Source organism: Streptomyces sp. NBC_00370 (assembly GCF_036084755.1).
Taxonomy (GTDB): Bacteria; Actinomycetota; Actinomycetes; order Streptomycetales; family Streptomycetaceae; genus Streptomyces.
On the sequence record NZ_CP107968.1, the window covers coordinates 2,389,739 to 2,403,186 of the forward strand.

At 68.0% G+C, this 13,448-nt stretch carries 13 protein-coding genes and 1 riboswitch; of the genes, 3 read left to right on the forward strand and 10 right to left on the reverse strand.

What is annotated here, in order from left to right; translation table 11 throughout:
* The first annotated feature begins 88 nt into the window (after window positions 1–88).
* Entirely contained in the window at window positions 89–802 is a 714-nt protein-coding gene (locus tag OHS57_RS10400) for a rhomboid family intramembrane serine protease (RefSeq protein ID WP_241778617.1), read from the forward strand.
* A complete protein-coding gene (locus tag OHS57_RS10405; protein WP_041990602.1) occupies window positions 799–1,080 on the forward strand; it encodes an Lrp/AsnC family transcriptional regulator in 282 nt (93 codons plus the stop codon). The genes OHS57_RS10400 and OHS57_RS10405 overlap by 4 nt, the downstream gene beginning before the upstream one ends.
* Before the next feature lie 28 nt (window positions 1,081–1,108).
* Here the strand turns inward: OHS57_RS10405 and OHS57_RS10410 are convergent, their stop codons facing one another.
* The 6 genes from OHS57_RS10410 to ctaE form a co-directional block, all read right to left on the reverse strand.
* Window positions 1,109–2,473 carry an aminotransferase class V-fold PLP-dependent enzyme gene (locus OHS57_RS10410; protein WP_328581724.1) on the reverse strand — a complete coding sequence of 455 codons (1,365 nt, stop codon included), beginning with the start codon at window positions 2,471–2,473 and terminating at the stop codon, window positions 1,109–1,111.
* Between the two features lie 39 nt (window positions 2,474–2,512).
* A riboswitch (SAM riboswitch) is annotated at window positions 2,513–2,629 on the reverse strand.
* Window positions 2,630–2,728: 99 nt separating this feature from the next.
* Window positions 2,729–3,796: an anthranilate phosphoribosyltransferase gene (trpD, locus tag OHS57_RS10415; protein ID WP_328581725.1), complete on the reverse strand. Its 1,068-nt coding sequence runs from the start codon at window positions 3,794–3,796 to the stop codon at window positions 2,729–2,731.
* Window positions 3,797–3,977: 181 nt separating this feature from the next.
* The gene (qcrB, locus tag OHS57_RS10420; protein WP_041990596.1) at window positions 3,978–5,606 is read right to left on the reverse strand and encodes a cytochrome bc1 complex cytochrome b subunit; all 1,629 of its coding nucleotides are present in this window, start codon (window positions 5,604–5,606) and stop codon (window positions 3,978–3,980) included.
* On the reverse strand, window positions 5,603–6,655 hold the full coding sequence (gene qcrA / locus OHS57_RS10425) for a cytochrome bc1 complex Rieske iron-sulfur subunit (protein ID WP_041990594.1): 1,053 nt from the start codon (window positions 6,653–6,655) through the stop codon (window positions 5,603–5,605). The genes qcrB and qcrA overlap by 4 nt, the downstream gene beginning before the upstream one ends.
* Window positions 6,652–7,464, reverse strand: coding sequence for a cytochrome bc1 complex diheme cytochrome c subunit (qcrC, locus tag OHS57_RS10430; protein WP_041990592.1), 813 nt, complete (start codon window positions 7,462–7,464; stop codon window positions 6,652–6,654). Before qcrC ends, qcrA begins: the two co-directional genes overlap by 4 nt.
* Before the next feature lie 74 nt (window positions 7,465–7,538).
* Entirely contained in the window at window positions 7,539–8,159 is a 621-nt protein-coding gene (ctaE, locus tag OHS57_RS10435; protein WP_041990590.1) for an aa3-type cytochrome oxidase subunit III, read from the reverse strand.
* Between the two features lie 174 nt (window positions 8,160–8,333).
* Here ctaE and OHS57_RS10440 point away from each other — a divergent pair, with 174 nt between their 5' ends.
* Window positions 8,334–8,735 (forward strand): hypothetical protein, encoded by a 402-nt coding sequence (locus OHS57_RS10440; protein WP_041990588.1) that lies wholly within the window; start codon window positions 8,334–8,336, stop codon window positions 8,733–8,735.
* A 24-nt stretch (window positions 8,736–8,759) separates the two neighbouring features.
* Here the strand turns inward: OHS57_RS10440 and OHS57_RS10445 are convergent, their stop codons facing one another.
* From OHS57_RS10445 to ctaC, 4 genes are all read right to left on the reverse strand, one after another.
* A complete protein-coding gene (locus OHS57_RS10445; protein ID WP_041990586.1) occupies window positions 8,760–10,049 on the reverse strand; it encodes a L,D-transpeptidase in 1,290 nt (429 codons plus the stop codon).
* 286 nt (window positions 10,050–10,335) lie between these two features.
* Window positions 10,336–10,734 (reverse strand): cytochrome c oxidase subunit 4, encoded by a 399-nt coding sequence (locus OHS57_RS10450; protein ID WP_041990584.1) that lies wholly within the window; start codon window positions 10,732–10,734, stop codon window positions 10,336–10,338.
* The gene (gene ctaD / locus OHS57_RS10455; RefSeq protein ID WP_041990582.1) at window positions 10,731–12,470 is read right to left on the reverse strand and encodes an aa3-type cytochrome oxidase subunit I; all 1,740 of its coding nucleotides are present in this window, start codon (window positions 12,468–12,470) and stop codon (window positions 10,731–10,733) included. The genes OHS57_RS10450 and ctaD overlap by 4 nt, the downstream gene beginning before the upstream one ends.
* A complete protein-coding gene (gene ctaC / locus OHS57_RS10460; RefSeq protein WP_041990581.1) occupies window positions 12,467–13,429 on the reverse strand; it encodes an aa3-type cytochrome oxidase subunit II in 963 nt (320 codons plus the stop codon). Before ctaC ends, ctaD begins: the two co-directional genes overlap by 4 nt.
* Window positions 13,430–13,448: the final 19 nt, after the last annotated feature.

Consider the following 13,448-nt stretch of genomic DNA (forward strand, 5'->3'; position numbering starts at 1 on the left):
CCCTACGGCCTTCCGCTTACCCACCGCCTACCCCGAACCCCGGCGAGGCACTCTGTACCGGTACGCCCCGGTACGACATGCTCTGTCAGTGAAAAGGTGGCGGACGACGGACGACGGCCCTGTGGTGACCTACGCCCTGATCGGGCTGTGCTGTCTGGCCTTCCTGGTCAGTCCGCTGTCCGGCTTCAATCCGGTGTACGGCAGAGGTGACGCGCTGCTCGCGGCGCAGAGCGCGTACTTCGAGCGGTGGGGCGTCATCCCGAGCCAGCTGATGACCGGGTCGCCGCACGCCCTGCTCACCCCTCTCACCGCCCTGTTCGTGCACGGCAACTGGCTGCACCTGCTCGGCAACATGCTGTTCCTCTACGTCTTCGGCGCGATGGCCGAGGAACGCATGGGTCGGCTGCGGTTCGCCGTGTTCTACCTCGTCATCGGCTACCTCGCGCTGACCGCCTACGCGATCGCCAACGCCTCGTCGCAGGAGACCCTGGTCGGAGCCTCCGGCGCGATCGCCGGTGTGCTCGGCGCCTTCCTCTATCTCTTCCCCAAGGCGCGGGTCACCAGCCTCTTCCCGTTCCTCTTCTTCCTGCCGCTGCGCTTCCCCGCCTGGATCGTGCTGGTCTTCTGGTTCGCCCTGCAGTACGTGGCACAGCAACAGACCCCGCCGGACGGTCCCGCAGTCGCCTATCTCGCGCACCTCGTGGGGTTCGGCGGAGGGTTCCTCTACGCCTGGGTGCGGTACTGGCGTACCGATAGAGTGAGGGCCCAAACCGGGGCCACCGAGGGAGAACGCCAACCGTGATCACCGCGATCGTGCTCATCAAGACCAGCGTGGACCGGATCCCCGAGATCGCGGAGGCCATCGCGTCGCTGGACAGCGTCAGCGAGGTGTTCTCGGTGACCGGGACGTACGACCTGATCGCCATGGTGCGCGTGGCCAAGCACGACGACCTGGCGGACGTCATCCCCGGCAGCATCAGCAAGATCAAGGGCGTCGAGGCCACGGACACGCACGTGGCCTTCCGTACGTACTCCCAGCACGACCTGGAAGCGGCCTTCTCCATCGGCCTCGACGCCTGAGTCCGCGCGTTCCCGCGCGCCTCGGTCCTTACGCGGCGTCGCGGTCCGGCACGCAGCGGCCGTCCTCGGTGCGGTAGCTCCACCGCGCGCCGTCGCGCACCAGCTCCGTCACGGCCGCCACGAACCGCTCCACGTGCTCGTCGGGGGTGCCGGCGCCGAAGCTGACCCGGATCGCGTTCAGCGAGCGCTCGCCGGGCGCGGCCTCGGGGGCGCCGCACTCGCCCGGCTCCTGCGGGTCGCTGTCCAGCAGCGTCCGCACCAGCGGGTGCGCGCAGAACAGACCGTCCCGCACACCGATGCCGTACTCGGCGGAGAGCGCCGCAGCGAAGTGCGAGCTGTTCCACCCCTCGACCACGAACGAGATGACACCCACCCTCGGCGCGTCGTCCCCGAACAGCGACAGCACCTTCACTCCCGGCACCTCGGCGAGCCCGGCCCGCACCCGGCCGACCAGCTCCTGCTCCCTGGCCACCAGCGAGTCGAAGCCGGCCTCGGTGAGGGCCTTGCAGGCCGACGCGATGGCGTACACCCCGATGACGTTCGGCGAACCCGCCTCGTGCCGGGCCGAGTTGGTGTGCCAGTCGACGTCAACGCCGCCGTCGTCGCGGCGCGTGACCTTACGGCTGGCGCCACCGCCCGCCAGATACGGCTCGGCGGCCAGCAGCCAGTCGGCGCGGCCGACGAGCACCCCGGAGCCGAACGGCGCGTAGAGCTTGTGCCCGGAGAAGGCCACCCAGTCGACGTCCAGTTCGGCGATGTCCACCGGGTGGTGCGGCGCGAGCTGCGCCGCGTCGAGCACGATCCGCGCACCGTGGGCGTGCGCCGCCGCGGCCAGTTCCCGTACGGGCCACAGCTCGCCCGTCACGTTCGAGGCCCCGGTCACACAGACCAGCGCGGGCCCTTCGCCGGTGCGCGCCGCCAGCGCGCGCTCCAGGATCTCGACGGCCTGGGCCGGGGTCCTGGGCGCGTCCAGGTACGTCACGTCGGCGGCGCGCCACGGCAGCAGCGAGGCGTGGTGCTCGGTCTCGAAGACGAAGACCTGACAGCCGGCCGGCACGACGGCTGCCAGCAGGTTCAGCGAGTCGGTGGTGGAGCGGGTGAAGACGACCTGGTCGTCGGCGCGGCAGCCGAGGAACTCGGCGACGGTGCGGCGGCTGTTCTCGAACAGGTCGGTGGAGAGCTGCGACAGGTAGCCGGCGCCGCGGTGCACGCTGCCGTAGTACGGCGCGTACGCGGCGATGTCGTCCCACACCCGCTGCAGCGCGGGCGCGCTGGCCGCGTAGTCGAGCGCCGCGTAGCTGACCTCGCCGCCGGTGACCAGCGGCACGCTGACGTCACGTCCGAGGACGGGCAGCGGGGCGGTGGTGGTGACGACGTCGGAAAACACGGACATGCCAGACTCCCTGGGGACCAGGACCCCACAGCAGAGAGGGGTCCGCGCTTGCCGTAGACCTCGCTGCCTACGGCCTGGTCTTCACCCGGGGCACCCCGCCACGGACGGAGGGTTGCCGGACAGCAAGCCGGGGCCTTAACGCTGTCACTCATGACCTTGTGAAGAAGTCTGGCACAGGGTGCCGCCCGGCCTCAACCCCGTTCCACGTTGCGGACAGGGCTGAGACCGAGCCGGACACGACGGTCCACGCGCGGGCTACGCGCGCTGTGACGCCGCCACCCAGCGCTCCAGCGTGCGCCCCGCGGCGCCCGAGTCGACCGACTCGGCCGCCCTCGCGAGTCCCGCCGAGAGCTGCAGCGTGAGCGGGTCCCCCGTCTGGTCGAGGGCCACCAGCGCGGCTGCCGCGTTCAGCAGCACCGCGTCCCGTACGGGGCCCTCCTCGCCCGCCAGCATCCGGCGGGCCACCTCGGCGTTGTACGCCGCGTCGGCGCCGCGCAGGGCCTCGACGGGGACGAGCTCCAGGCCGACGTCGCGCGGGTCGAAGGCCTCCTCGGTGACCTTGCCCTCCCGGACCAGCCAGACGCGGGAGGTCGCCGTCGTGGTCAGCTCGTCGAGGCCGTCGTCGCCGCGGAAGACCAGCGACGAGTGGCCGCGCTCGGCGAACACACCGGCCACGATCGGTGCCATCCGGAGGTCGGCGACACCGACCGCCTGGGCGCGTACCCGGGCCGGGTTGGTGAGCGGGCCGAGGATGTTGAACGTGGTCTGGGTGCCGAGCTGGGCCCGCGCCGTCGCCGCGTGCCGCAGGGCGGGGTGGAACTTGACCGCGAAGCAGAAGGTGATGCCCGCCTCCTCGGCGACCTCGACCACCCGCTCCGGCGACAGCTCCAGATTGACCCCGAGCTGCGCCAGCACGTCCGAGGCGCCGCTCGCCGACGACGAGGCGCGGCTGCCGTGCTTGACCACCTTCGCGCCGGTGCCCGCGACGACGATCGCCGCCATGGTCGAGATGTTGACGGTCTTCGCCATGTCGCCGCCGGTGCCGACGATGTCGACGGTGCGGCCCGGCACTTCGATGGTGCGGGCGTGCTCGTACATGCTGCGGACGAGTCCCGAGACCTCCTCGACCGTCTCGCCCTTCGCCCGCAGGGCCACGGCGAAGCCGGCGATCTGCACGTCGGTCGCCTCGCCGCTCATGATCTGGTCCATCGCCCAGGCGGTGTCCTCCACGGACAGGTCCTGGCCGCGCATGAGCGGGGTGAGGACGCCCGGCCAGGTGCGGGCCGCCACGGTGTCGCCTCCGACGGGGGTAACAGCGCTCATGCTCGCTCCTGGGGGTCTGGGGACCGGCGCGTGGCCGGTGCGACGTGGCCGACGTGGCGGCAAGCCTATCGGCGCGCACCGGCGATGAGATACGCCGATGGCACGACCGAGGGCCCCGGCCGGCTCCCCTCGCGGGGTGCCGGGCCGGGGCCCTCGGTGGTGGCGACCGTCAGGCCGGAGATCAGTGGTGGCCGTGGCCGCTCGTGATCTCCTTGTACTCCTCGGCCGTCGGCTTGGGGATCTGGTTCCCCTCGCCGTAGTAGCCCTTGCTGAGCTTGACCCTGGCCTTCTCGACGGGCGAGACCTTGCGCTCGACACCGTTCTCGTCGGTCGTCGGGCCGATCTCGTCCGGCGTGTACTGCTCGTGCGCCGTGAGCTTGTACAGGTCGCCCTGGGCGAGCGGCGTGTGCACCTCGACGAACTCGCCGTGCGGCAGCCGCTTGATGACACCGGACTCGCGGCCGTGCAGCACCTTCTCGGCGTCCCTGCGCTGAAGTCCGATGCAGATCCGCTTGGTGAGGATGAACACCAGGACCGGGGCGACGAAGAACGCGATCCGGATGAACCAGGTGATCGTGTTGATCGACAGATGGAAGTGCGTGGCGACGAGGTCGTTGCCACCACCGACCAGCAGGATCATGTACCAGGTGATCCAGGCGACACCGAAGGCGGTACGCGTCGGGGCGTTGCGCGGCCGGTCCAGGATGTGGTGCTCGCGCTTGTCGCCGGTGACCCAGGACTCGATGAACGGGTAGACGGCGATGGCGGTGAGCACCAGCGGCAGGAGCAGCAGCGGGATGAACACGCCCAGTACGAGCGTGTGCCCGGCGAAGTTGATCTCCCAGCCTGGCATCGCTCGGATCAGGCCTTCCGGCATGCCCATGTACCAGTCGGGCTGGGCGCCGGTGGAGACCTGGTCGGGCCGGTAGGGGCCGATGGCCCAGATCGGGTTGACCGAGGCGATGGCGGCGACGATGGCGATGACACCGAAGACCAGGAAGAAGAACCCGCCGGCCTTGGCCATGTAGACGGGGAGCAGCGGCATGCCGACGACGTTCTTGTTGGACTTGCCGGGGCCCGCGTACTGGGTGTGCTTGTGGTAGACGACCAGGATCAGGTGACCCACGATCAGGCCGAGCATGATGCCGGGCAGCAGCAGGATGTGGACCGAGTAGAACCGGGCCACGAAGTCGCCGCCGGGGAACTCCCCGCCGAAGATGAACGTCGAGAGGTACGAGCCGACGATCGGGACGGAGAGGATCGCGCCGTCCACGAACCGGACGCCGGTACCGGAGAGCAGGTCGTCCGGGAGGGAGTAGCCGGTGAAGCCGGTGAACATACCGAGGACGAACAGCAGGAAGCCGAACATCCAGTTGATCTCACGGGGCTTGCGGAAGGCGCCCGTGAAGAACACGCGCATCATGTGCACGAACATGCCGGCGAGGAAGATCAGCGCCGCCCAGTGGTGGATCTGCCGGATCAGCAGACCGCCACGGACGTCGAAGCTGATGTGGAGCGTCGAGTTGAACGCCTCCGACATCCGGATGCCCTGCAGCGGGACGTAACTGCCGTGGTACACCACCTCGTTCATCGACGGGTGGAAGAACAGCGTCAGATACACACCCGTGAGGATGATGATGATGAAGCTGTAGAGGCAGATCTCCCCGAGCATGAAGGACCAGTGGTCCGGGAAGATCTTGCGCATGTTGGACTTGGCGAGGGAGTAGATCCCCAGCCTGCCGTCGGCCCAGTCGGCGATCTTCTCGCCCGCCGGCGCCGTGCGGTTCGTCTCGTCCGTCGCAGTACTCATCCGCGCTCCCAGAAGGCAGGACCGACAGGCTCGTCGAAGTCGCCGAGTGCTTGCAGGTTGCCCTCGCTGTTCACGCCGATCCGCAGCTGCGGAAGTGCGTGGCCGGCCGGGCCGAAGAGCACACGCGCGCCGTCGGCGAGGTCGAAGGTGGACTGGTGGCACGGGCAGAGCACGTGGTGTGTCTGCTGCTCGTACAGGCTGATCGGGCAGCCGACGTGGGTGCAGATCTTCGAGTAGGCCACGATCCCCTCGTGGGACCACTCGAGCTCGCGCTTGTCCTTGATCTCGTCCGGCTGGATCCGCACGATCATCAGGGCCGCCTTGGCGATCTCCTTCTGGAACTCCTCCTGGTCCTCACTGAGCCCCTCCGGCATGGCGAAGGTCAGCGAGCCCACGGCGACGTCCTCGGGGCGCAGCGGCAGATTCGTGTTCATGTTGATGAGCTGCTTGCCCTTGGCCCACAGCGTGACCCGGAACTTCTTCTCGGGCAGCGGACCGAGGTCGCGCAGCAGCACCACACCGGCGAGCGGCACGACGGCCAGCGCACCGAACATGGTGGTACGGATCAGCTTGCGCCTGCCGAGGGCCGATTCCCGGGCGCCGGCCGCGAAGTCCCGCAGGACCTGCGCCTTGACCTCGGGCGACGCCTCGATCGGGTGGCGGTCGTCGGCGATCTCCTCGTCCGACATCAGCGTCCTGGCCCAGTGGACGGCGCCGGCGCCGATGCACAGCAGTGCGACACCCAGCGTCAGGCCCAGCGAGAAGTTCAGGATGCTGACGTGACCGAACGGGAAGATGTACTCGATCTTGTCGACCGGGAAGATCACGTAGCACGCGATGAATCCGACCGTCGCCAGGATCGACAGCACGAACAGGAAGGCGACGACGCGCTCGGACCGGTCGGCCGCCCGCTCGTCGATGTCCTGTACCCGCGGTTGGTGGGCCGGCAGGCCCGGGTCGGCGAAGGGGTCCTTCGCCGTCACCACCTCGCTGTGCGAGGTCTCCTGCGCACTCGGCAGGTTCTCTTCTGGAATCTCTTGGCTACTCATGACTTCTTGGCCTTAGCGGTGTGGGCCGCAACCCAGATGGCACCTGCGATGAGCGCACCCAGACCGAAGATCCAGGCGAACAGTCCCTCACTGACGGGGCCGAGGCCACCGAGCGAGAGGCCGCCGGGGCTCTCGGCCTCCGCGCCGTTCACCGACTTGATGTACGCGATGATGTCCTGCTTCTGCTGCTCGGGCATCGTCGTGTCGGGGAAGGACGGCATGTTCTGCGGGCCGGTCTGCATGGCCTCGTAGATGTGCTTGGGGTCGACACCGTCGAGGTTGGGGGCGACCTTCCCGTGTGTCAGGGCGCCGCCCTCACCGGTGAAGTTGTGGCACTGGGTGCAGTTCGTACGGAACAGTTCGCCGCCCTTGGCGATGTCGGCGCCCGCGGGGCTGTACTCCTTGGACGTCGGCACGCTCGGGCCGGCGCCGAGGGAGGCCACGTACGCGGCGAGCGCGTCGATCTCCTTCTGCGAGTAGATGACCTTCTTCGCCGGCACCTGGGCACCGGGCTGCTGGGCGGGCATCCGGCCGGTGCCGACCTGGAAGTCCACGGCGGACGCGCCGACGCCTACCAGGCTGGGACCGTCGGAACTGCCCTGACCGCCCATTCCGTGGCAGCTCGCGCAGCCGACGGCGAACAGCTTCTTGCCCTCGGTGATCTTGGCGGTGGACTGGGAGCCCGCCTGGGCCTGGGCCTTGTCAGCGGGCGCGAACGCGGCATACAGCCCCCCGGTGGCCGCCAGCGCGAGGAGTAGGACGACGACCGCCGCCAGCGGATGGCGTCGTCGTGCGGAGAGCTTTTTCACGGATTACCCCGGTGTCAGGATCTTCAGCGTCGGTGCTTCTGGACTGTGTGCGAGCGCGTCGGGCGCTCTGCCCGCTACTTGATCAGATAGATCGTGGCGAAAAGGCCGATCCAGACGACATCGACGAAGTGCCAGTAGTAGGACACGACGATGGCGGCGGTTGCCTGCTCATGGGTGAATCTCTTCGCCGCGTACGTCCTGCCGAGGACGAACAGGAACGCGATGAGACCCCCTGTCACGTGCATCCCGTGGAAGCCGGTGGTCAGGTAGAACACGGAGCCGTACGGGTCGGACGACAGCGAGAGGCCGTCGTTCTTGACCAGCTCCGTGTACTCGAAGATCTGACCGCCGATGAAGATCGCGCCCATCACGAAGGTGATCGAGAACCAGGTGCGGAGCTTCTTCACGTCACCCCGCTCGGCGGCGAAGACGCCGAGCTGGCAGGTGAGGGAGGAGAGCACCAGGATCGTGGTGTTCGTAGCCGAGAACGGAACGTTCAGGCTCGACGCCACTTCCTTCCAGTGCGTATCGCCCGTCACCGATCGAAGGGTGAAGTACATCGCGAAGAGGGCCGCGAAGAACATCAGCTCGGAACTCAACCAGATGATGGTTCCGACGCTGGTGAGGTTCGGCCGATTGACCGACGGGTGCGCGTGCCCGGTTTCTACTGTCGTTGCTGTCGCCACGACCGACATTATGTCGGTCGCTTATCCCGCCCTCACTCCCGGGGGTGCTCTTCGGTGTGTCCATGGCCCGTGTCCTGCCCGAACAGCCCAGTGGAGTGCTGTCATTCCCCGTGCAGAACCCGTGCTGACACGCTGTCCGACGGAGTAGCATCCGCCCATCGGTACTGATGTGACGGAGGAAAAATGCAGCCGACTGCCACGGTGCTGGTCTACAGCGACAACGCGAACACCCGCGAGCAGGTGCGGCTGGCGGCGGGCCGCAGGCCCGCTGCGGACGTGCCCCCGGTCAAGTTCCTGGAGTGCGCGACTCTGCACGCGGTCCTCAAGGAACTCGACAAGGGCGGCATCGACGTCTGTGTGCTGGACGGGGAGACCGTGCCCGCCGGCGGGATGGGTGTCTGCCGGCAGATCAAGGACGAGATCTTCAACTGCCCGCCCGTGCTGCTGCTGATGGGCCGCCCCCAGGACGCCTGGCTGGCCACCTGGAGCCGCGCGGAGGCCGCGGTGACCCTCCCGGTCGAACCGGTCGGTTTCGCGGACACACTGGCCTCCCTGCTGCGCCGCAGGCTCGCCGTGGGCGCCTGACGGCCTGTTCGCGCACGGCGGCGGTCAGAGCTGGGGCCGCAGCCGGGCCGGGTCGGCGGGGCCGGTGGCACCGTCCGCGGTGGCCGCCCCGCTGCCGGCCGACGCCTGCAACACGCTGCCCTGGGTCCACTTGTTCCAGGGCATGTTCCAGTCGCCGAAGCCGTTCCCGAAAGATTCCATCGTGTGGCCGTCGCTGTTGACGACCTTCACGATGTCGCCGGGCCGGACGGTGTTGAAGAACCACTCGGCGTTGTCGGTCGACATGCCGACACAGCCGTGGCTGACGTTGGCCGAGCCCTGCGAGCCGACCGACCAGGGCGCCGCGTGCACGTACTCACCGCTCCAGGTGAGCCGGGTCGCCCAGTGGACGGGCAGGTCGTAGGACTCGCTGCTGCCCGCCGAGATGCCGACGGTGCTGCTGCGCATCTGGACGAACGCCTCCTTGCCCAGGACGACCTTGACACCGTTGCGCGTGTCGAACCCGGGCTTGCCCGTGGTCACCGGGATGCTGTTGATCTCCTTGCCGTCGCGCAGCACCGTCATGGTGTGCGAGGCGGCGTCGGTGATGGCTTCGAGCCGGTCGCCGGTGGTGAGCCTGAGCGGCTTGGCAGCGCCGCCGTACAGCTTGTCGGCGACCTTCACGCCCTCCAGGGTGCTGGTGGCGGTGACCGTCGCGTGGGCCGGCCAGTACTCCTTGGGCCTGAAGTGCAGGTTCTTGTCGTCCACCCAGTGCCAGCCGCCTTCGACCGCGGGGGTGGAGCGGACCTTCAGGGAGCGCTCGACGACGGCCCTGGCCGCCTTGGACTTGACCGGCGCGCTCAGTACGGCGGTGACCGGCTGGCCGACGCCGTACTCCCCCGCGTCGGGGCCGAAGGTGACCTTGAGCTGCTTCTTGCCGGGCGCCGTCGCCGTCTGGAAGCTGTACGTACGGGCGCCGGGGGCGCCGTCGTCGTCCTCCGTGGCGATCTTGACGGTGTAGTGGGTGCCGGCGGTCAGCGGCGCCGTGGAGTGCCAGCGGGAGCCGTCGGCGGCCAGTTCGCCCTTGAGGTAGTGGCCGGCCGTGTCGGTGGCCGTGACGTCGGTGATGCGGCCGTCACCGCCCTTGGCGGTGATCTCCAGCGGCTTGTCGAGGCCGACGAGGTCGCCCTTCGACGTGCCGCCGGGGGCGTGGAAGGAGATCTGGTCGGCTGCGTCGAACGGGTCGGCGGAGAGCGGGCTGCTGTCGCTGCCGGCGCACGCGGCCGCGCCCGCCCCGAGGGACACGACCAGCAGGGTGCAGCTGACAACGGTGCGGAAGCGTGGCGTGTGGTTCATGTGTCACACGGTATGAAGGTTCATCAGCCACAGCGCGATGAGTGTGGCAAACGGGGGGCCCCGACACTCCGGCCGGAGTGTCGGGGCCCTGTCGCTTTTGTGCGTGTGCTAGTGCCGTGACCGGCAATGTTTGCCCGTGAAGGAGCGGGGCCCGGTGCGTGTGATCGCAAGGCGGCCGGGAGCCCTTGTAGCGGAGCTACTCAGGCTCCCGGCCAACGCGGCGAGCGCGCGTGCCGGGGACCGCGACAGGGCAAAGCTTGCCGGGAGGGGCACTACCGCCGGGCGGTCACTGGTTCTGGTTCTCGCCCCGGTAGTACTCGAAGACCCAGCCCCACAGACCGACCACGATCAGCGGCGCCGAGAAGTAGAGCAGCCACCAGCCGATGGCCACGCCGAGGAACGCCAGCGCACCACCGATGGCCAGCGAGAACGGCTGCCAGCTGTGCGGGGAGAAGAACCCCACCTCGCCGGCCTCGTCGGCGACGTCGGCTTCCTTGTCGTCCTGGGCCAGCGAGTCCATCCGCCGGGCCGTGAAGGACAGGTAGAAGCCGATCATGATGGCCAGTGCGAAGGCCAGGAAGAGCGCGGTCGTGCCGGCCGCTTCCTTGGACCAGTAGCCGTAGACGACGGCGACGGCCAGGATGAAGAAGCTGAGCCAGAGGAACAGCCTGCCTTGGACCTTCACTTGCTGGCCTCCTTGCTACCGGTGAGGGCGGGGTCCGTGCCGCCGTGACCGACGTTCTCGAGCTGGTCGAGAGCGGCGATCTCCGGGTGGTGCAGGTCGAACGCCGGCGATTCGGACCGGATGCGCGGCAGCGTGATGAAGTTGTGCCGCGGCGGCGGGCACGACGTCGCCCATTCGAGCGAACGGCCGTAGCCCCACGGGTCGTCGACCTCGACCTTCTTGCCGTACTTCGCCGTCTTCCAGACGTTGTACAGGAAGGGCAGGATCGACAGGCCCAGCAGGAACGAGCTGATCGTCGAGATCGTGTTCAGCGCGGTGAACCCGTCGGCCGCCAGGTAGTCGGCGTACCGGCGTGGCATGCCCTCGGCGCCCAGCCAGTGCTGGACGAGGAAGGTCCCGTGGAAGCCGATGAACAGCGTCCAGAAGGTGATCTTGCCGAGCCGTTCGTCGAGCATCTTGCCGGTGAACTTCGGCCACCAGAAGTGGAAACCGGCGAACATCGCGAAGACCACGGTGCCGAAGACGACGTAGTGGAAGTGCGCGACGACGAAGTACGAGTCGGAGACGTGGAAGTCGATCGGCGGCGACGCCAGGATGACCCCGGTCAGACCGCCGAAGACGAACGTGACCAGGAAGCCGACCGTCCACAGCATCGGTGTCTCGAAGGACAACGAGCCCTTCCACATCGTGCCGATCCAGTTGAAGAACTTCACCCCGGTCGGTACCGCGATGAGGAACGTCATGAAGGAGAAGAACGGCAGCAGCACACCGCCGGTGACGTACATGTGGTGCGCCCACACCGTCACGGACAGGCCCGCGATGGAGATCGTCGCGGCGACCAGACCGATGTAGCCGAACATCGGCTTGCGGCTGAAGACAGGGATCACCTCGGAGATGATCCCGAAGAAGGGCAAGGCGATGATGTACACCTCTGGATGGCCGAAGAACCAGAAGAGGTGTTGCCACAGCAAGGCACCGCCGTTGGCGGCGTCGAACACATGCGCCCCGAATTTCCGGTCGGCCTCCAGGGCGAAGAGCGCGGCGGCGAGCACCGGGAAGGCCAGCAGGACGAGAACGCCGGTGAGCAGCACGTTCCAGGTGAAGATCGGCATCCGGAACATCGTCATGCCGGGCGCGCGCATGCAGATGATCGTGGTGATGAAGTTGACCGAACCGAGGATCGTGCCGAAGCCGGAGAAGGCCAGACCCATGATCCACATGTCGGCGCCGATACCCGGCGAGCGGACCGCGTCCGACAGCGGCGAGTAGGCGAACCAGCCGAAGTCGGCGGCGCCCTGCGGGGTGAGGAAGCCACCCACGGCGATCGTCGAGCCGAACAGGTAGAGCCAGTAGGCGAACATGTTCAGCCGCGGGAACGCCACGTCGGGCGCGCCGATCTGCAGCGGCATGATCCAGTTCGCGAAGCCGGCGAACAGCGGCGTCGCGAACATCAGCAGCATGATCGTGCCGTGCATCGTGAACGCCTGGTTGAACTGCTCGTTCGACATGATCTGCGTGCCGGGACGGGCGAGTTCGGCGCGCATGAAGAGCGCCATGATGCCGCCGATGCAGAAGAACGCGAACGACGTGATGAGGTACATCGTCCCGATCGTCTTGTGATCGGTCGTCGTCAGCCAGTTCACCACGACGGTTCCCGGCTGCTTGCGCCGGACCGGGAGCTCGTCGGGATAAGGATCAGCCGGCGCGGCACCCTTGGGTTCGTTGAGGATGCTCACAGTTTCTTGTCCTCCGCGTTCCTGGCCGGGGCCGTCTGCGGGATACCGGCGGGGATGTAGCCGTTCTGACCCTTCTTGGCCAGGTCCTTCAGGTGCTGCTGGTAACGCTCAGGCGAAACGACCTTCACGTTGAACAGCATGCGCGAGTGGTCGACACCGCAGAGTTCGGCGCACTTGCCGAGGAAGGTGCCTTCCTGGTTCGGCGTCACCTCGAAGGAGTTGGCGTGCCCCGGGATGACGTCCTGCTTCATCAGGAACGGCACGACCCAGAAGTCGTGGATGACGTCGCGCGAGGTCAGGATGAACCGGACCTTCTCGCCCTTGGCCAGCCACAGCGTCGGACCGGGGTTGCCGGTCTGCGGGTTCCGCTCGCCGGGGACACCCGCGTCGTAGACGCCTTCGGCACCCTTGGGGAACGCCTTCGTGAACCGTTCGGGAATCGCGTCGAGCTGGCTGGGGATCTTCGTCCCCGTGGAGGCGCTGCCGTCCACGTTCTCGATGTAGTTGAAGCCCCAGCTCCACTGGTAGCCGACCACGTTCACCGTGTGGACCGGCTTGGGAGAGAGTTCGAGGAGCTTCGACTCGTCACGCGCGGTGAAGTAGAAGAACACCGAGACGATGATGAGCGGGACCACGGTGTACAGCGTCTCGATCGGGACGTTGTACCGGGTCTGTGGGGGGACCTCAATCTTCGTGCGGCTGCGCCGGTGGAAGATGACGCTCCACAGGATCAGACCCCATACCAGTACGCCCGTGACGAGCGCTGCCGCCCACGAGCCCTGCCAGAGGGAGAGGATCCGAGGGGCCTCTTCCGTCACCGGGGTGGGCATACCCAGGCGGGGGAAGTCCTTGTATGTGCAACCGGTTGCGGTTACCAGGATCAGGCCCGCAGTCAGCACCTGCGGCAGCTTCCGCCGCATCGGGCGCCGCGACGAGCGGTCGGAGCCGTTGGGACTCACGTAGCGCCTTCCCGAGAGT